Genomic DNA, 17,098 nt, shown 5'->3' on the forward strand with positions numbered 1-17,098 from the left:
GGATCAACCTGGTCGCCGCGTGGCGGGAGGCGACGGTGTTCACCGAAGCCGAACGCGCCGCGCTCGAACTCACCGAGGCGGGACCCCGGGGCCGCCTGCAACAGATAGCGTTGAGGCGTGGACCTGCGTGAACTGATCGATCGACTATCCGCCGGCGCGGTGCTCACCGACCCGGACGTGCTGGCCGGATACCGGCAGGACTGGGCCAAGGACCCGGCGGCCGGGCAACCGGTTGCCGTGGTCCGCGCGACCGGGACCGCCGATGTCTCCGCGACACTGCGCTGGGCCGGTGAGCACCGGGTCCCGGTGGTACCGCGCGGCGCGGGGTCCGGGCTCTCCGGCGGGGCGACCGCGGTGGACGGCGGTCTCGTGCTGAGTACCGAGCGGATGCGCGATATCAGCGTCGATCCGGTCACCCGGACCGCCGTGGTCGGCCCGGGGTTGCTGAACGCCGAGGTCAAACGGACGGTCGCCGAGCACGGACTCTGGTATCCGCCGGACCCCTCGTCGTTCGAGATCTGCTCGATCGGCGGTAACGCCGCCACCAACGCGGGTGGCCTGTGCTGTGTGAAATACGGCGTGACCACCGACTACGTCCTCGGGATGGAGGTCGTCCTGGCCGACGGCACCGCGGTCCGGCTGGGCGGCCCGCGGCTGAAGGATTCGGCCGGGCTGTCGCTGACCAAGATGTTCGTCGGCAGCGAGGGCACCCTCGGTGTCATCACCGAACTCACCCTGCGGCTGCTCCCCGCGCAGCCCGTGCAGAGCACCGTGGTCGCCTCGTTCGGGACCCTCACCGCCGCCATCGAGGCGATCCTCGCGGTCACCGGCGCACTGCGCCCGGCGATGCTGGAGTTCATGGACAGTGTCGCCATCAACGCCGTGGAGGACGAATTGCGGATGGGCCTGGACCGCGACGCCGCCGCACTACTGGTCGCCCGGTCCGACGCACCCGGGGAGCACGCCGCGCAGGAGGCCCGGATCATGCTGGACGCCTGCCGCGCCGCCGGAGCCACCGAGGCGTTCCACACCGCCGATCCGGAAGAAGGCGAAGCGTTCACCGCGGCCCGCCGCTACGCGATCCCCGCGGTCGAACGGCTCGGCCCGCTCCTGCTCGAAGACGTCGGAGTACCGCTCCCCCGCCTGGGCGACCTGGTCACCGGTATCGCCGAGATCGCCCGGCGCAACGATGTCACCGTCTCGGTGATCGCGCACGCCGGTGACGGCAACACCCACCCACTGATCGTGCACGACCCCACCGACCCCGGCGAGACCGAACGCGCGCACCGCGCCTTCGGCGAGATCATGGACCTGGCCATCGCGCTCGGCGGCACCATCACCGGAGAACACGGTGTCGGCCGTCTCAAGAAGGCATGGCTGCCGGATCAGCTGGGACCCGAGGTCATGGATCTGACCAGGCGGATCAAGAACGCGCTGGACCCGCACGGCATCCTCAACCCCGGCGCCGTCCTCTGACACCGGAACAAACCGCACCCGGACCGCGGTTCCAACGGAGGTGAGTACCGAACTCCGGCACAACGCCGACGACACCCGCTTCGAGATCTACCTCGACGGAAGCCTCGCGGGCTACGCCGACTACGCGGAGACCGAATCGCCCAGGGTCCGCAATTTCCACCACACCATCACCTTCCCGGAATTCCGGGGGCGGGGTGTGGCCGGTCAGGTGGTGAAGTACGCGCTGGACGAAACCCGCGCCGCCGGTTTCGAGGTCGCGGCGACCTGCTGGTACGTCGACGACTACATCGGCGCCCATCCGGAGTACGCCGACCTGGTCCACCGCTGAGCGGAATCCTCCGCGGGGCCGACCGGGGATCACGCCGCCGGCCCGGCCACGGCGACCGGCGCGATCAGTTCGCGGTCTCGTCCAGGATCCACTGACCGTAGGCGGGGTTCACATCCGCCACCGGTACCGCCACGACCTGCGGAACCTCGTCGGGATGCTCGGAGTTGGCGCGTTCGACGATCGCCGATACCAGCGACGCCCGGGTGTGCAATACGACGACGGCCTCGGAGGCATCCTCGACCGCGCCTTCCCAGCGGTAGATCGATCGCACCTCGGGGAAGATGTTCCCGCACGCCGCCAACCGGTCCGTGACGAGCCGGTGGGTGAACTCCGCCAGCCATTCCTCGTCGGGTCCACTGATGGTCACGTCCACAAGATCGGTATCGCTCACGGCGTACATGATCCACGAGGTCGGCGGACCGGGCGGAGTCGGCCCGCGCTCGGTACGCCGACGTCCCGGGCCGTCTTCCGCTGCCGTCCCGATGGCAGCGGTCCGGACGACAGCCGCGCCGCCTGCCGCACTGTCGGATGAAGGGCGATGCGGGATGAGCGTCATGACGACCGAGACGATAGCCCCCGCGTGGATGCACGAGCAGATCACGAGCGAGGAGTACGACTCCTGGTCGGAGGAGCAGTGTGCGGGGATCGAGATCGTGGACGGGATGGTCGTCGTGAGCCCCAGCGCGTCCGAGCGGCACAACCGGGTGGCGCGGGTCCTGGCGAATGCGCTTGATGCCGCCGGTGGGCCCGACTGGAACGCTGATACGGACTTCGATGTCCGGCTCCAGGACGTACCGTTCAACAACCGACACACGGATGTCGTGGTGTATCGCGCGGATACGATCGATATCGCGCCGACCCGCCCCGAGCATGTCCTGCTGGTCGCCGAAGTAGTCTCGCCCGGCTCCGAGACCACCGACCGGATAGTGAAGGTGGAGCAGTACGCCAGGGCCGGTATCGCGTTCTACTGGCGGATCGAGCAGGCCGCGGCCGGCGTTCCGCTCATCTACACCCACATCCTCGATCCGGCGACCGGGTCGTATCGGACCGGAGAGATGTTCACCGGGGTCGTCGAGGTTTCCGCGCCGTTCACCGTAACCATCGATCTCGGCCGGATCTGACCCGTACTCCGGTGCGGAGGTACACCGCACGACCGGAACACCATGCCACCCATCCGGCAACGCCGGCACACCGAACTACCCCGCATGCCTCAGCCAGATGGTTCTGACTGCGATTGCCGGAGCGAGCCCTGGATCCACCTCGGGATGCTCGTGACCACCTCCGCATCCGGCCGCTACCGCTGCCCGGAAACACTGCACTGCCTACACGGGACGACCGTGGTGGACAGCAGAGTGGCCGAACACTGGCGCAATGTGCCCGGTGAATGCCCCTGGGTGGGAATCAGAGTCACCGGCCACACCGTCTGCCCGGCCGGGCATCGGCCCTGGATCAGCTCACGTCAACTGCGCAGCGGGGTCCATCGCGATCGTGCCGGGTCGATCACCACCATCGGCTGCCCGGGATTGTGCCCGGTCCGCAATGTCACCATTGTGGCCGGACGCGTCAGCGAACATCTGCGCGACAGCCGAACCGTATGCCCGTGGTCGGGTACGCGGATCATTTCCAGGGACTTTCCTCCGCCGCTGCTCCTGCGCAGGTCCGATTCCGCCGGGCCGCGCGAGGAGGTCCGTAACGTCGACTGAGCATCACACCGCCGCGGAACCGGTGGTGAACTGCTCGGCGTACTCGCCGGTGGGCGGTATCTCGGTGATGATGTCGATCAGTACACCGCTCGGGTCCGCGACGATGAAATGCCGCTGCCCGAAATCCTCGGAGCGGATAGCGAGTTCGGCCCGCAGCCCGCCCTGTACGACCAGCCGCTCCCATTCGGCGTCGACATCGTCGACCTCGAAGTTCAGCAGCAGGCCCTGGACCGGTTTGCGATATCCCTCGGGAATCGTCGGATGGGTGGGGTCGAGCAGGGCCAGCTCGTCCTGCCGTTCACCCTCCACCCGCCGGAGACTGACGTACCAGTCGGCCGCGAAGACGACCTCGAAACCGAACCAGCGAGTGTAGAAATCGCGTGCCTGCGCGATCCGAGTGGTACCGACGACCGGGTAGAAGCTGCTGATTGCCATGGGGTCTCTTTCGCCATATTTCACATACCAACGGTATGCGAACTACACTAGGTCGCATACCGTCGGTATGTCAATGGAAGGTTCGCGATGGCCGGTTCGCTCCGCACCCAGCAGCGGGAACAGACCCGCCGCACCCTGCTGCGCACGAGCAGACAGCTCTTCGCCGTCAAGGGCTATGCCGCCGTGGGCCTTTCGGAGATCGTCGACACCGCCGGCGTCACCAAGGGCGCGCTCTACCACCACTTCGACAGCAAACTCGCCCTGTTCCGCGCAGTCCTGCAGGACGTCCAAAGCGAGGTCGGCGACCGTGTCGCCGCCGCCGCGGATGCCGAATCCGACCCGTGGACCCAGCTCGTCACCGGCTGCGAAACATTCCTGACCACCTGCGCCTCCCCCGAGATCCAGCGCATCATGCTGATCGACGGCCCGGCGGTTCTCGGCTGGCAGCAGTGGCGGGCCATGGACGAATCCACCTCCGCCCGCCATCTCGCGGAAGCCCTCACCGCCCTGGCCGCCGAAGGTGTCATTCCGCCCCAGCCCATACCGCCGCTCGCCCACCTGCTGTCCGGCGCCATGAACGAAGCCGCGCTCTGGCTCACCACCACCTCCGGCCCCGATGCCCTCGCCGACACCCTGGCCGGCCTGCGCCGAATACTCGACGGGCTCCGCGCCGCACCGGCCCGCTGAAACCGGGCTCGGCGGAGACGATTCGGATAGAACCGTCGAACTGCCCGAATGGCGACGCGAACTCGCGGATCCGGATTCCGCGGCCCCGAGAATTTCGCGGTAGCGACCCGCACCGGCATAGGTGATGCTGATACCGGCTCGCTTTCCGCACTTCCGAGGGGATATCCGATGGCCGATCCGCCACAGGCGTACGCGATTCGAGCGACGGTCGATCGGCTGCTCACCATATCCGTTCCGTTCACCGTAGCCACAGTCGCCGCCGCCTGTACGGCCGAGTTAAGCGAGATCCCCTGCTCGAACTCCTTCATGCAGGAATTCGTCGGCCACCCGGAAACGGGCCCGTTCGAAACCGTGACCCTGCGGATTCCACGTCCCGGTTCACCGGCTTCGTTACACCTGACGGCATTGACGGTCCGGCCGGGCGTGATCGTGCGGCAGGAGGAGCTACGCGCGTACTTCGCCCTGTCCAGGCACGGTATGGCCCTCGAACCGCATGTGCCGCCGGAGGGAGTCGTATCGTTCCGGGAGGAGATCGGGGATACGGTGCTGTTCCTCGATCTCACGGCGAAGTCGAGAACGCTGACCACCGTCGCACTGCACCGCCATACTTCCTCCGGTTCATTACGGGAGAGTCCGCGAGAGTGATGTCCCGGTTCACTCGGGATACATCATCCGCGCGATCTGCAACGTCTCGTCGTTGTCGAAGATATCGCGGTAGATATCCTCGTAATGGGCCAGATAGGTCTCCGGAGTCCCGGATTCATCGCTACCACTGCGGAATTCCCGCATGTAATGATGCGCGTTCTCGTCTCGCGCTTCTTCCCGGGTCGATTCGCCGCGCCGATACTGGTCGTAGTTCCTCTCGTATTCGGCACCGAAGCGGCCGGAAGGACGTAGCCGGGGTCCACCCGCCGCGGCGATCTCTCTCAGGATCTGTGTTTCCACCAGCGCGGCCTCACCTTCGTCCCGCAGATGTTCGAAGGCACTCGAACGCACCCAGCGGGTGCGACCCTGCCCGCGATAGGGAACAGACTGCGGCTGGTACGCCGAGCCGTAGGCGTGCCCGATTTCGTGGGCCAACGCGCCGAGAACCTTTTCCGGCTGATCACGGATACCGCTGTCCACGGTAATTCTTCTGTTACTGCGCGTGGTATGCGCCCCGCCACCGATATCGCCGTACGCGACCGTCCACCCGTCCGCCTTCGTTTCCCGGAGCAGCCGCTGAAAGGTCGGCGACAGCGAAGCCAATCGGTCGACCTCGTGACCGAGCCCGGTCCTCTCGAACCGCGGCGGATCCACACGCCTGGGCAACGGGTACTCGCCGGTGGGACCATCGCCTCCACCGTGGGGATCGGGGCTGCGGATCCCGTCGGCGAGACGCGGATCGAGGCCTTCGAACCAGTCCGCGGCCGCACGGGATTTCCCGGCGTGTCCGCGGAGTGCCGATATCCGCACGTCCCCGTTCCCGGCAATGAAATTCTTCGTTCCGACGAGCACCTGTTGCAGCGCCCGTGCGACGCCGCCGGCCATCAGGCCCCCGCTTCACCCACTGAGCCCCTCATCGGGTCACGATATCCGCAGAACTGCTCCTACGCAGCGCAATCCGGACCCGAGCGGCGCGAAGACCGAGCCCGCGGGCCGGGCCGCACCCGGTCGGCACCCGGTCCGCGCGGGCTCACCACCACGGCGAATACCCGCTACCGCGGTCGCGGACCCGCCGATCTACGGCGCGGCGAACCCTGCCGATCGACGGCCGGCGCGATCTCGCGGACAGCAGGCGATCACCGCCCGGGCGTCTCGAGCACGGGTGTGGCCGGCGGGGTCTCTCGATCACCGTTTCCGACCGCACCGGCGGTACCGCCGCCGGTGCGATCCGAACCCGCGGTGGTGGCGGCACCGAAATGGTCCACCGCCCAATCCGCCAGCGCCGACAGCGGGACCAGCAGCGTTTCACCGAGCGGGGTGAGCCCGTATTCGACGGCCGGCGGAACCGTCGGGTACACCACGCGGTCGACCAGCCCGTCCTCCTCGAGCGCGCGCAGAGTCCGGGTCAGCATGCGCTGGCTGATGCCCTCGATCGAGCGGTGCAGGTCGTTGTAGCGGTAGCGGCGCCGGGCCAGCAGCGCGATCACCAGCAAGCTCCATTTATCGCCGATCCGGCTCATCAGTCCCGATACCGGACAGATCTGATGCTCGGCCACCGGCACCGGCACGGGCAGTTCGGCGGCGGCGATGGAGGGCACATCCGTGTGCGTACTGGACATAAAAGTGCCTTCTTTCGCGTCCGGTGGCCACTGCCGAGGATGAGTACAGCAGTCGGATCCACGGAGGTGTGATGTCCAAAACCATTCTTATCAGCGGCGGCACGGACGGTATGGGTCGCGCGATCGCGCTCCAACGCCTCACCCGGGGCGACCGGGTCGTGGCGATCGGCAGCAACCCGGCCAAAGGCGAACAACTCACGGCCGCGGCCGGGGCGGACGCGGATCGGCTCCGATTCGTGCGCGCCGACCTGAGTTCGGTCGCGGAGGTGCGCCGGGTGGTCGGCGAGATCGGCGCGGCCTACGACGCCGTCGACGCGCTACTGCTCTTCGCGAACCGGACGACGCCGAAACGCGTCCAGACCGCCGAGGGCTTCGAGCACACGTTCGCGCTGTACTACCTCAGCCGGTATCTGCTGTCGCACGAACTGGTTCCACTGCTGACCCGCACCGCGCGACCGGTGATCGTCAGTATCGCGGGTGTCGGTGTGCAGAAAGGCACGGTCCACTGGGACGATCCCCAGCTCACCCGCGGCTACAGCATGGTCGGTGCCCAGCTACAGGCCGGGCGAGCCAACGACCTCCTGGGTGTGGCGTTCGCCGAGGAGCACGGCGACAAGATCAAAGTCGTGCTCTACCACCCTGGTTTCACCAGGAGCGGCGATCTGACCCCGCTCGGTTTCCTCACCCGGACCGCGATCCGTTCCCTCGCCGCGGTCGCCGCGCGCCCCGTCCGCGAATCCATCCGTCCGCTGCACGATTTCATCGACAACCCACCCGCGGAACCACTCACCGCCGTGGACCGCGGCCGCGCCCTGAGCCTTTCGCTCCCCTCACTCGATCCCGGCAACGCCCGCCGTCTCGCCCGGCTCACCGCGGATCTGCTGGCCGCGCGGGCCTGAACCGATATGCGGAGTTCGGCCCGGGCAAGGGCGGTTCGCGGCTCCCCCACCCGTCGGTGCCTCATCCGCCGGTCCGGGTCACCGGCCGGCCGGGCTGCTCGCACAGGCCACATCCTTCTCGGGCATGGTGCCGTCGACCAGGTAACCGGTGGCGATATCCGACGCGCAGGGGTTCTTTCCGAGGACATACACGCCGTGCCCACTCCCGTCGACGGTCACCAGCCGGGACCGCTCACCGAACTTCTCGTCCAGCAGTTCGCCGCCGCGCAGCGGGGTGACCGGATCGCGCCGGTTCTGCAGGATCAGCACATCGGCCGGTCCGCCGCTGTCGATCCGCACCGCCGGCTCGACCGGCGCCCACTTCCAGTAGGCGCACGGCAGGATATTGGCGGTGGCCGCGCCGAAGAGCGGGTACTGCTCGCGGTCTGCGGCGACGGCCCGCTGATAGGCCCCGATATCCTCGGGCCATTCGACATCGTTGCAGGTCGTCGCGAGGAATACCGTCAGGCTGTTATCGCCCGGCGACAGCGCGTCGAGATCGATGGACGGATCGGCGGCCGCGTCACCCGGGGATCCGGCCCGCACGGCAGCGAGCTGTGTCTGCCAGGTCCGCGCCATCTTGTCGTAGGACTGCGGGTTGAAGAGCGCGGCGAACACACTGAACCGGAAGAATCCGCCGTCGATCTGGTCGACCGGTTTCTTGTCGAGCCCGTCGGCGAGGACGAAATAGGTCGCGCGCACCTCCTCCGGCGTCCGGCCCAGACCGTACTCGTCGTGCCGGTCGGCGGCCCAGCGCGCGAAATCCGGGAACGTCTCCTCCACGCCCCGGCTGTACCTGCGCATCCCGTCCCGGTCGAGGAAGGTGTCGCCGATATTGCTGTCGAGCACGATACGGTCGGCCCGCTCCGGGAACATCGACGCGTACGCCGCCCCGACCGCGGACCCGTAGGAATAACCGAGGAAACTCGCCGTCTCCGCACCGAGCGCGGCCCGGATCCGGTCCAGATCGCGGGCATTGTTCGCCGTCGTCAGATGCGGCAGCCGCCCCTCGTGATCGTTCGCCGCGCACTGTTCGGCGACGCCCCGGGCGACCGTCGCCTGCGCGGCGACCGCCGCCGCGTCGGCCGCGTACGGCGGGACATTGGCGTAATACGGACTGCCGATGGTGAAACCGCAGCTCACCGGCGACGAATGCCCGACCCCGCGGGTATCCATCCCGATCAGGTCGTAGCTGTCCAGGAGCTCGGCCGGGGCGCCCTGGGTGACCAGCAGATGGGACAGCCCCAATCCGGACCCACCCGGACCGCCCGGGTTCAGCAGCAATACGCCGCGCCGCGCATCCGGTTTCGTACTGGCCAACCGGGAGATCATCAATTCGATCTGCGCGCCCCCGGGATCGCTGTAGTCCAGCGGTACGGGCACGGTCGCGCACTGCAACCGCGGCGGTTCGGCCGGGACATCCTCAGGGCACGCACCCCACTGCAGCCGCGCGGCGGGCGCGCCACCCTCTTCGGCCGCCACCGGGGACACCCCGGCCAGCACTCCGGCGAGACAGAGCACCACGACCAGCGACGCCCCGCGACGAAGATTCCATTTCCGGTCCATATGCCCCAACTTCCCGACGTGGTCCGGCAGATCGACTCTGCCGACCACCACCCCACACCGTGCCGTAACGGCACAGTCAAGGTCCTACCGCGGACCCCGCCTGCTCACCGCTACCGCAGGGTCGAGTCGACCCGGTGCCGCAGGCTCACACTCGGGCCGACTTCGGATGCCGGACAGGCCGGCTGCGAATATTCGACACATCCGCCCATCACGCCGCGAGTAGCGCCGCCGCCGGTGTCGCCCGCCCCCGGTGATCTGGCCGGCGGCGGCGAGAAGGGCACGCGTTCAGGATGATAGGAACATGGACGCTCCCGCACCCGGACCTGTATTCGACGTGATGGCCGTACTGAACGGCGTCGTCGACCTACGCTCCTACCCGCGCCGGAACCTGGCGCTGAGCTCGCCTCCGCGAAGAGAGTTCCGCAGGGCAGGAAGCAACGTATCCGTCCTCTTCGAGCCGGTCGTCCATCTGCTCAACGGCATCGAACTCCTCGAAACCCAGGGCTGGGAGCTGGTGAGCGTGATCGAACGGAGCGTCGACAGCAGCGCAACCAAAGAGTGCACATTGGTGGCGTTCATGCGCCGCGCCTGATGTAGACCGATCCGTGGGTCCGACATCGCGGACCTCCAGGAGTTCCCGCTCCGCTACCCGAATCGACGTTGTCGTCGAACGGTGCGTCGTTCTACTCTCGCCCGCTTCATGTTCGCGGTCGGCACCACCGAGAGGATCATGTGCAGCGCCGGAACGTAATCCGGTCCTTACCGACGAGACACCATCGGAATCACAGTGTCGAATCTGCCCGCCGCGTTCGAGAGAATCACTTATTCATATGGCGAACCCGTGATCTCCGCCATCAGCATGCGGAGGGTGAGCGAGTGCTTCTCCGGCGGTAGCGCATCCAGTGCTGCCGATGCACAGGAGATTCCACCTTCCCGGTCACCAGCGCGAACCAGCATGAGCCCACGATGCATCTCGAGGTGGGTGGCAAACCGGGGAAGGGTCGGAGGTAGCAGCCGACGCGCTTCGTCCTGGGCTGCCACCGCGTCCGATTCGTCACCGAGCCGAGCTCGGAGCAGCGAGCGGAAACCACCGAGCCGCCAATACGGAACCGCGTAGTCGGAGGCCTCCTGGTCTCCCGAACCGGCCCGGTCGAAGACTCGGCGGGCTTCGGTGTCCAGAGCGCGTGCCGCATCGACATCACCGGCGATCGCTGCGGCATGCGCCTTCCCGTAGATCGCATTCAACCGACCCAGCGAAGCCTTTCATCGATGGCCAGTGCCTGGTCGGCGAACATCGTCGCGATCGGCAACGACGCACCCTCATATCCGAGAGCAATGGCGGCGCGCCCGCGTACCCAGACCCGTGTGCCAGCGTCTCCGGAACGATCTGCCGATTCGGCTGCCATCCGGTACCAGGCCACTGCCCTGTTACCGTCCGATCCCGGAAAGGTTTTGGCGTACAGAGTCATCAGCCGGGACACATGCGCCCACATCTGCGGAGTGTCGCACTGTTGCTGGATGACAGCCAGATCGATGGCCAGCCGCTTCTGGATCTCGGCAGCACCCAGGGTCATGTAATCGGCACCATACGTGGTCAAGGTATCGGCCCACGCCTCGGCCGATGGACCGGCTCCTTTGAGCCGCGCGGAGAATCCCTCCACCAGCAGATCGGATGCGACCCCCGGTGCAACTGCGGTCGCGGCCACGCTGGATAGAAACCGTCTGCGGTTCACGTCGGACTCCATTACTGCCAGTGGCACATCGAGAACAGCGGCCAAGTGCCGCAACCAGAACGGGGATGGCACCGATTTACAGGACTCCCAACGCCGAGAGATGTACTCGCGGCTTATCGACGTGCCCGAGTGTTCGGCCAGTTCGTCGGCAAGGCGCCCTTGGGACCACCCGCGAGCCTGGCGCAGGTCGCGGATGAGCTTGCCCATGTGCATATCGCCATGATGCCCGCACAGTCACAGTGCTGGAGTCGGCAGATCTTCAGCCTGGAATGCTCCACTCGTTGCGGGCAACTTCGCATTGGAGATCACCGTTTCAGCAATTGCCGGCAGACGTGCACACGCTCAATAGAGACTGCTGATCACGCAGCCGATCCGACGAGCTGATTCGCTTGCCGATTGAACTCGCGAACAACCGGCAAGGCGGAATGCGGTTCGAGTGATTGCCGAAGATTTCGGACGGCATGCAGCGATCGTGCGGAATTGACCGTCGCAGTCAGCCTGACAACGATGCTCGCATGATGGGCTGCGGCCTCTATGTCGTTACGCTGCATACACGCCGCTGCCAGCGCCGCCTGGCTGAGGCTGCCTCGCCGAGCACGGCCCTGCGTACGGCATTCCCGGATCGATAGCTCGGCGAATCTTTCGATTTCGGCGGAGTCACCCAGATCGCGGAAGCAGTAGGCGGCTTCTCCGTAGAAGTAGGCACGATCGATGAAGCGTGCCCATTCGGGTTCGTTCGCGGGGTCGATGGCTTCGAAATGTGATTCGGCACGGGTGATCGCCTGGGCGCAGCCCCGCGCGTCCTGCAGGCGAGCCAGCGCGCGTGCCTCGAGGACGCCCAGGTCCGCCTGGCAGGCCGGGGAATCGACCGTTGCTATCCCGCGCATCCCCGCACGTGCCAGCGCAACGGCTTCATGTGAGTGCCCGAGCAGATTGGCCTGATCCGACATACCGGCGAGCACATGAGCGCCCAATATTTTGTTCCCGGCCGCCTGGGAAAGCCGCAACGCCTGGATGAGATAGCGCTGCGCGAGCCCGTGCTCACCGTCGTCGTAGGCCATCCAGCCGATGAGGTACGCCTGTTCGGCCGCCGCATCGTAGAGCGCGGCCTGCACGTCGGGCTGATGCTGATTGCGGATGAGCGGAATGACCGTGGTGTTCATATAGCTGACCAGAGCGGAGCGCGCGTGACCTCCACCGCGCATGACGTCCATTTCCTGGAACAGGCTGAACATCTCCCGGATACCTGCGACCTGGTGCATGCCGATGGTTCGAGGACCTCGCTCGGAGCCGACTTCTTCGAAGGTAGCGAGCAGCCAGTCCCGGCTCGGCGCGGCGAGCGCTGCCAAGATGAATGGTGCGGCGAACCCACCGGCGGTGTGCGCGTGCCCGAGGTCCCGCAAGGTGTCGAGGGTGTCCAGAGGGTCCGGTGAATAGCTCAGGCTGCGGAATGCAATGGATTCCGCAGCTTCCATACCGATCTCGGCCGGTCGCACCTGCCGCCCCAACTTCTCGCTCAGAGCACGAGAAATCAGGTGCGCGGCTATGCCACGGGGCTTCTGCCCCTGCTTCACCCAACGGCCTACGGCGGTGTAGTCGTAGCGAAGGGCCTCCCCTTCGTCCGCGCCCAGAGTATTCACGCGTTTCGCGAGCCCTGCCCACGACATCCCGGCCTCGTCGATCAGGTCGCCGAGGACTGTATTGGGTTCGGCCACTTCAGTCACCCATTCCTCGCCGGGTTTACTACCAGGTCGAACGCGATGATACGCCGACAGGTCACTGCACACGGGCGCGCTCGTGGCCCCGCGAATTCACACGGTGGTTCGCATGGTCCGTCGCCCGAGGTATCCGAGTTCTGCTGTCTGCACGAGTGAAACAGCAGACAACCGGGTCATCGAACCGCAATGGCCGGTATGGACGGGGGACAGTCCGACCGAACCTCACCGACGACCCGCTCTACATAAGAACACGGTGCAGGATCGTCGTCCTCCCCTGCCGAAGCGGCCGGCAACGAACCGCGCAATCGCCGCAACTCTTCGCCTGTGGCAGGACTACGGATGCACCGACCTGACAACACTTCAGCGCATTGCGACGGCCTTGCGCGAACCGAGCGAGGCAGGTACGCAGATGCCGCGCGGAGAGATCGATGGCATTCGTGGGCAGTCCGACAAGAAGAACATCGGCCACGGTCATCCACCACCTATCTACCGGCACCGGTCTCTGTCGGACAGCGACGACCGGTGAGCGTGCCTCACGAAGAAGGACACGTGCCGATGCAAGGCACTTCGGAGTGCAGGTGCCGAACGGCCCCCTGGATTCACATCGGCATGCTCACCCCCAAGCCGTCTCCGGGGCTCTACTACTGCCCAGAGAAACAACACTGTCTCCACGGCACCCGCCTGCACGACGGCCGGGTGGCGGATCATTGGCGAAACGTACCGGGCGAATGCCCCTGGGTGGGTATGAGGGTCACCGATGAGCCCACGTGCAGGTGCGGACGCGGACCATGGATCAATCTGCAATACATACGAATCTGCACTCGCCGGAACCTGACAGGTCCGCTGGTGAGCGTCAGGTGTCCGGGGTGGTGCCCATGTCGCCTGGTTGCGGTGGCAGACGGCCGTCTCGAGGAACATCTGCGTGACAGCCGTACCCTGTGCCCGTGGTCTGGGACCCGGCTCATCCCAATAGGTTTGCCGCCGCCACTGTTTCCTCCAGCACACAGATCATGAACCCGCACCGACCGACCCCGCTCGATTCTCCTGGGCGAACACAACCGAATACGACGCTGAGCTGGGCAAGAACATCTTTGCATTTCTGCCCAGTTCTCCGGCGTTCCGAGACCGTCACGGCCTGGAGACGGCCTGGCTGTAGTGCCATCCTGGAATCTCCGAGTTGTGGTCCTGTCGTGCTATGGAATTGTTCCGTTGGTTCGTGCCTTCCAGAGCAGAGCGCGAGCTTCGCGGATATCGAGTTTCTGCAGGCCAGTGACCGCCCAGTCGCGTAACACTTCGTCGTCCCCGTGGAGTTGAGCCGCGAGAAGTGGCAGAGCGGCGAGGGACCTGGCCTCACCGATGAGTTCGAGAAGCCGGCAGCGGAGGCCGTGATCGTGTTCGCACTCGAATTCTCCGATCAGTTCGGCGATATGGTCGGCCGCCAGCGGGACAAGCAGCGAGAATCCGTCCTCTTGCAGTTGTGGGTCATGCTTGCGCATCAGCCGCATCGCTGCATGAAACCGGTTCGTCCTGGGCCGACGCTATCGGTGGTTCTCCTGGTACGAGCGGTCGGCTACTCCTCTGATACCTGGCCGCCGTTGTCCCTGCTGGGTGGTGGTCTGCGCATAGGTGGGTCGGCTTCCCACCTGCCCCATAGGGCCTGCCTTTCGCGGGTGGACAGCTGCCCGCATCGGGAACGAAAATGCAACGCGGAACGGCCGACACCTCCGGCTGCACAAGATGTGTCGTGGTCGGAGGTGGTCCTCGGAGTGGCCGGGCAGGTGCTCACCGAGCTCGCCCGGTGGTACCGCCGCCTCCGCGCCGCCGAGGCCGATCAGGGTTGATGTAGAACCGCCCACCCCGGTAAACCGCCGTGTTCGGCGCATCGTCGTCATCCGGATCGCCGGAGTCCGCGGGGTCCGGGAGCTCCGCCCGCTCCTCGATGACGATCTGTGCGCGCGCCGCACCGGGATCGAACATCTCCTGGAACGGGCCGGCGAACGATCCCCCGAGGCCTCGGTGCTTCGCCCGCAGAGCCGCCCACCCGAAAAGCACCAACGGGCCGATAATGACGACCAGCAGTAACAAGTCCCCACCCATACCCACGAGGGTACCGATGAGATCTTTCGCGCCCGCGATGTGAACGTCGGCGGGAAGTTTCGACCGGCCGCCGGCACCTGGGCCGATGGGCGGCCCGAGAGTGATTCCCGGGCCGCCCATCGCACAGTGCGATCCGGAGAATTACCCCTTGAGGAGAGCGCGGGACATGACGACCCGCTGGATCTGGTTGGTGCCCTCGTAGATCTGGGTGATCTTGGCGTCGCGCATCATCCGTTCCACCGGGAAATCGGTGGTGTAGCCCGCCCCGCCGAACAGCTGCACCGCGTTCGTGGTGACCTCCATGGCCACATCGGAGGCGAAGCATTTCGCGGCCGCGGAGATGAAGCCGAGGTTGGGTTCGCCGCGTTCGGCGCGGGCGGCCGAGGTGTAGACCATGAGGCGGGCGGCTTCGATCTTCATCGCCATATCGGCCAGCATGAACTGGGTGTTCTGGAAATCGGCGATGGATCTGCCGAACTGCTTGCGGTCCTTGGTGTAGGCCAGGGCCGCGTCGAGGGCACCCTGGGCCAGGCCGACGGCCTGTGCGCCGATGGTGGGGCGGGTGTGGTCGAGGGTCTGCAGAGCGGTTTTGAAACCGGTGCCGGGTTCGCCGACGATGCGGTCGCCGGGGACCTTGCAGTTCTCGAAGTACAGTTCGGCGGTCGGGGAACCCTTGATGCCGAGCTTGTGTTCGAGCGGGCCCACCACGAAGCCCTCGTCGTCCTTGTGCACCAGGAACGCCGAGATCCCGTTGGCGCCCTTGTCGGGGTCGGTCACGGCCATCACGGTGTACCAGGAGGATTTGCCGCCGTTGGTGATCCAGCATTTGGAACCGTTGAGGATCCAGTCGTCGCCCTCCCGGCGGGCACGGGTGCGCATACTGCCCGCGTCGGACCCGGCTTCGCGCTCGGACAGCGCGTAGGAGGCCATCTCACCGTTCACGATATCGGCGAGCACCTTCTGCTTGAGCTCCTCGGAACCGTTGAGGATCATGCCCATGGTGCCGAGTTTGTTCACGGCCGGGATCAGTGAGGAGGAACCGCAGACGCGGGCGACCTCTTCGATGACGATGCAGGTCGCCACCGAATCGGCGCCCTGGCCGCCGTAGACCTCGGGGACGTGGACGGCGTTGAAGCCGGCGGCGTTGAGCGCGCTGAGGGCTTCCTCGGGGAAACGGGCGTGCTCGTCGACGTCCTTGGCGTGCGGGGCGATTTCCTTCTCGCACAGGGCGCGGATGGCCGAACGCAGCTCATCGTGGAAATCCGCCAGCTTGAACAGATCGAAATCCGGGTTTCCCGCCATTGGGTTCACTCCTGTTGCGTACGGATGGTGCCGATCAGGCACTCAGTGTCAAGACCTTGGCCCAGTATACCGCGAGCGATCCCACGATCACCCACCGCATCTTGGCACTCAGTGTCAATCGGTGGGTGTCTCTGCCAAACTACCCAGCCGCTGCCGCAACAGTTCGGCGACATGCCGGGCGGGCAGGTCCCGGCGGAACACGGCGAGCACCAGATCCTCCTCGCCGCCGCCGGGCCGGTGTCCACCCCGCGGTATCTCACTCAGCGCGCTCCGCAGGTCGGCCGGACCCGCCGCCGATTCGCCGCGGATCATCCGGCGCAGCAGATAGTTGTGGGTGGCGGTCACCGCGGCCGCGAACTGGACCCGCGACAGGTCGGGGGAATCGGGCAGCCGCTCCCGCAGGTAGTCGGTGAACAGACGCTCGTAACGGAAGACGGTGACGATCTCCCGGTCACGCAGTGCCGGGACCCGGCGCACCACGCGGTAGCGCCGGTCCGCGATATCGCGCCATCGGGTGAACCGCTCGAAAACTCCGACCGCGGCCTCGCAGACCGCGTCCCACGGATCGATCTGCGCCTGTTGCAGATACTCCTGCGCGGCGGCCAGCTGGGCGTCGTGATCGGCGAAGATCACGTCCTCCTTGGACCGGAACTGCCGGAAGAACGTACGCCGCGATATCCCGGCGGCCTCGGCGATCTCGTCCACCGAGGTCGACTCGTAGCCCTGATCCGCGAACAGACGCAAGGCCTCGTCCACGACACCGAGCCGGAAACGGACGAGCTCGGCGCCGCCGACTCGGCGGGCGGTTTCCTCGTTGTCCATGGCGCAACCGTAGCGAGCGGCGCGCCGGT

21 protein-coding genes and 1 pseudogene are annotated in these 17,098 nt (G+C 66.5%); 10 read left to right on the forward strand and 12 right to left on the reverse strand.

Features of this window, described 5'->3' with window-relative positions:
- The 3 genes and pseudogenes from ACWEWT_RS23570 to ACWEWT_RS23580 all read left to right on the forward strand — a co-directional run.
- Positions 1–89, forward strand: a pseudogene (locus tag ACWEWT_RS23570) (carboxymuconolactone decarboxylase family protein); the annotation flags it as partial.
- A 28-nt stretch (positions 90–117) separates the two neighbouring features.
- Positions 118–1,476, forward strand: coding sequence for an FAD-binding oxidoreductase (locus ACWEWT_RS23575; protein ID WP_452562002.1), 1,359 nt, complete (start codon positions 118–120; stop codon positions 1,474–1,476).
- A 40-nt stretch (positions 1,477–1,516) separates the two neighbouring features.
- Entirely contained in the window at positions 1,517–1,804 is a 288-nt protein-coding gene (locus tag ACWEWT_RS23580) for a GNAT family N-acetyltransferase (RefSeq protein ID WP_452562003.1), read from the forward strand.
- Between the two features lie 64 nt (positions 1,805–1,868).
- On the opposite strand, the gene cutA is transcribed toward ACWEWT_RS23580, so the two are convergent.
- Positions 1,869–2,195, reverse strand: a complete 327-nt coding sequence (gene cutA, locus ACWEWT_RS23585) for a divalent-cation tolerance protein CutA (protein WP_452562004.1) — start codon at positions 2,193–2,195, stop codon at positions 1,869–1,871.
- A gap of 163 nt (positions 2,196–2,358) precedes the next feature.
- Here cutA and ACWEWT_RS23590 point away from each other — a divergent pair, with 163 nt between their 5' ends.
- Entirely contained in the window at positions 2,359–2,925 is a 567-nt protein-coding gene (locus ACWEWT_RS23590; RefSeq protein WP_452562006.1) for a Uma2 family endonuclease, read from the forward strand.
- A gap of 150 nt (positions 2,926–3,075) precedes the next feature.
- Positions 3,076–3,507 (forward strand): hypothetical protein, encoded by a 432-nt coding sequence (locus tag ACWEWT_RS23595; protein WP_452562008.1) that lies wholly within the window; start codon positions 3,076–3,078, stop codon positions 3,505–3,507.
- 3 nt (positions 3,508–3,510) lie between these two features.
- On the opposite strand, the gene ACWEWT_RS23600 is transcribed toward ACWEWT_RS23595, so the two are convergent.
- Positions 3,511–3,942 (reverse strand): VOC family protein, encoded by a 432-nt coding sequence (locus ACWEWT_RS23600; protein ID WP_452562009.1) that lies wholly within the window; start codon positions 3,940–3,942, stop codon positions 3,511–3,513.
- 87 nt (positions 3,943–4,029) lie between these two features.
- Between ACWEWT_RS23600 and ACWEWT_RS23605 the strand changes: the two genes are divergently transcribed.
- Entirely contained in the window at positions 4,030–4,629 is a 600-nt protein-coding gene (locus tag ACWEWT_RS23605; RefSeq protein WP_452562011.1) for a TetR/AcrR family transcriptional regulator, read from the forward strand.
- Positions 4,630–4,797: 168 nt separating this feature from the next.
- Positions 4,798–5,274, forward strand: a complete 477-nt coding sequence (locus ACWEWT_RS23610; RefSeq protein ID WP_452562012.1) for a hypothetical protein — start codon at positions 4,798–4,800, stop codon at positions 5,272–5,274.
- A gap of 9 nt (positions 5,275–5,283) precedes the next feature.
- Here the strand turns inward: ACWEWT_RS23610 and ACWEWT_RS23615 are convergent, their stop codons facing one another.
- Together ACWEWT_RS23615 and ACWEWT_RS23620 are read right to left on the reverse strand one after the other, a co-directional pair.
- Entirely contained in the window at positions 5,284–6,159 is an 876-nt protein-coding gene (locus ACWEWT_RS23615) for a hypothetical protein (RefSeq protein WP_452562014.1), read from the reverse strand.
- A 251-nt stretch (positions 6,160–6,410) separates the two neighbouring features.
- The gene (locus ACWEWT_RS23620) at positions 6,411–6,893 is read right to left on the reverse strand and encodes a winged helix-turn-helix transcriptional regulator (RefSeq protein ID WP_452562016.1); all 483 of its coding nucleotides are present in this window, start codon (positions 6,891–6,893) and stop codon (positions 6,411–6,413) included.
- A 71-nt stretch (positions 6,894–6,964) separates the two neighbouring features.
- Here ACWEWT_RS23620 and ACWEWT_RS23625 point away from each other — a divergent pair, with 71 nt between their 5' ends.
- Positions 6,965–7,792, forward strand: coding sequence for an SDR family NAD(P)-dependent oxidoreductase (locus tag ACWEWT_RS23625; RefSeq protein ID WP_452562018.1), 828 nt, complete (start codon positions 6,965–6,967; stop codon positions 7,790–7,792).
- 78 nt (positions 7,793–7,870) lie between these two features.
- On the opposite strand, the gene ACWEWT_RS23630 is transcribed toward ACWEWT_RS23625, so the two are convergent.
- Positions 7,871–9,445: an alpha/beta hydrolase gene (locus tag ACWEWT_RS23630; RefSeq protein ID WP_452562020.1), complete on the reverse strand. Its 1,575-nt coding sequence runs from the start codon at positions 9,443–9,445 to the stop codon at positions 7,871–7,873.
- Between the two features lie 253 nt (positions 9,446–9,698).
- Here ACWEWT_RS23630 and ACWEWT_RS23635 point away from each other — a divergent pair, with 253 nt between their 5' ends.
- Entirely contained in the window at positions 9,699–9,989 is a 291-nt protein-coding gene (locus ACWEWT_RS23635; protein ID WP_452562022.1) for a hypothetical protein, read from the forward strand.
- Positions 9,990–10,219: 230 nt separating this feature from the next.
- Here ACWEWT_RS23635 and ACWEWT_RS23640 read toward each other — a convergent pair whose 3' ends face one another.
- From ACWEWT_RS23640 to ACWEWT_RS23650, 3 genes are all read right to left on the reverse strand, one after another.
- On the reverse strand, positions 10,220–10,642 hold the full coding sequence (locus tag ACWEWT_RS23640) for a DNA-binding protein (protein ID WP_452562023.1): 423 nt from the start codon (positions 10,640–10,642) through the stop codon (positions 10,220–10,222).
- Entirely contained in the window at positions 10,639–11,343 is a 705-nt protein-coding gene (locus ACWEWT_RS23645) for a helix-turn-helix domain-containing protein (protein ID WP_452562025.1), read from the reverse strand. The genes ACWEWT_RS23640 and ACWEWT_RS23645 overlap by 4 nt, the downstream gene beginning before the upstream one ends.
- Before the next feature lie 146 nt (positions 11,344–11,489).
- A complete protein-coding gene (locus tag ACWEWT_RS23650; protein WP_452562027.1) occupies positions 11,490–12,854 on the reverse strand; it encodes a hypothetical protein in 1,365 nt (454 codons plus the stop codon).
- A 247-nt stretch (positions 12,855–13,101) separates the two neighbouring features.
- Here ACWEWT_RS23650 and ACWEWT_RS23655 point away from each other — a divergent pair, with 247 nt between their 5' ends.
- Complete coding sequence (locus tag ACWEWT_RS23655) at positions 13,102–13,374, forward strand: hypothetical protein (RefSeq protein ID WP_452562029.1); 273 nt, start codon at positions 13,102–13,104, stop codon at positions 13,372–13,374.
- Between the two features lie 667 nt (positions 13,375–14,041).
- Here the strand turns inward: ACWEWT_RS23655 and ACWEWT_RS23660 are convergent.
- The 4 genes from ACWEWT_RS23660 to ACWEWT_RS23675 all read right to left on the reverse strand — a co-directional run bounded on the left by ACWEWT_RS23660 (position 14,042) and on the right by ACWEWT_RS23675 (position 17,069).
- A complete protein-coding gene (locus tag ACWEWT_RS23660) occupies positions 14,042–14,344 on the reverse strand; it encodes a hypothetical protein (RefSeq protein WP_452562030.1) in 303 nt (100 codons plus the stop codon).
- Positions 14,345–14,630: 286 nt separating this feature from the next.
- Positions 14,631–14,945: a hypothetical protein gene (locus ACWEWT_RS23665; protein ID WP_452562032.1), complete on the reverse strand. Its 315-nt coding sequence runs from the start codon at positions 14,943–14,945 to the stop codon at positions 14,631–14,633.
- Between the two features lie 141 nt (positions 14,946–15,086).
- Entirely contained in the window at positions 15,087–16,247 is a 1,161-nt protein-coding gene (locus ACWEWT_RS23670) for an acyl-CoA dehydrogenase (protein WP_452562034.1), read from the reverse strand.
- Between the two features lie 114 nt (positions 16,248–16,361).
- Complete coding sequence (locus tag ACWEWT_RS23675; RefSeq protein WP_452562035.1) at positions 16,362–17,069, reverse strand: TetR family transcriptional regulator; 708 nt, start codon at positions 17,067–17,069, stop codon at positions 16,362–16,364.
- Positions 17,070–17,098 lie beyond the last annotated feature (29 nt).

The organism is Nocardia sp. NPDC003963 (assembly GCF_053605105.1).

Bases quoted from the DNA above. Each gene is read 5' to 3' on its own strand.
- ACWEWT_RS23590 (WP_452562006.1), top strand. From the start codon at position 2,359: ATGACGACCGAGACGATAGCCCCCGCGTGGATGCACGAGCAGATCACG.
- ACWEWT_RS23600 (WP_452562009.1), bottom strand. From the start codon at position 3,942: ATGGCAATCAGCAGCTTCTACCCGGTCGTCGGTACCACTCGGATCGCG.
- ACWEWT_RS23605 (WP_452562011.1), top strand. From the start codon at position 4,030: ATGGCCGGTTCGCTCCGCACCCAGCAGCGGGAACAGACCCGCCGCACC.
- ACWEWT_RS23610 (WP_452562012.1), top strand. From the start codon at position 4,798: ATGGCCGATCCGCCACAGGCGTACGCGATTCGAGCGACGGTCGATCGG.
- ACWEWT_RS23615 (WP_452562014.1), bottom strand. From the start codon at position 6,159: ATGGCCGGCGGCGTCGCACGGGCGCTGCAACAGGTGCTCGTCGGAACG.
- ACWEWT_RS23620 (WP_452562016.1), bottom strand. From the start codon at position 6,893: ATGTCCAGTACGCACACGGATGTGCCCTCCATCGCCGCCGCCGAACTG.
- ACWEWT_RS23625 (WP_452562018.1), top strand. From the start codon at position 6,965: ATGTCCAAAACCATTCTTATCAGCGGCGGCACGGACGGTATGGGTCGC.
- ACWEWT_RS23635 (WP_452562022.1), top strand. From the start codon at position 9,699: ATGGACGCTCCCGCACCCGGACCTGTATTCGACGTGATGGCCGTACTG.
- ACWEWT_RS23645 (WP_452562025.1), bottom strand. From the start codon at position 11,343: ATGCACATGGGCAAGCTCATCCGCGACCTGCGCCAGGCTCGCGGGTGG.
- ACWEWT_RS23660 (WP_452562030.1), bottom strand. From the start codon at position 14,344: ATGCGCAAGCATGACCCACAACTGCAAGAGGACGGATTCTCGCTGCTT.
- ACWEWT_RS23665 (WP_452562032.1), bottom strand. From the start codon at position 14,945: ATGGGTGGGGACTTGTTACTGCTGGTCGTCATTATCGGCCCGTTGGTG.
- ACWEWT_RS23670 (WP_452562034.1), bottom strand. From the start codon at position 16,247: ATGGCGGGAAACCCGGATTTCGATCTGTTCAAGCTGGCGGATTTCCAC.
- ACWEWT_RS23675 (WP_452562035.1), bottom strand. From the start codon at position 17,069: ATGGACAACGAGGAAACCGCCCGCCGAGTCGGCGGCGCCGAGCTCGTC.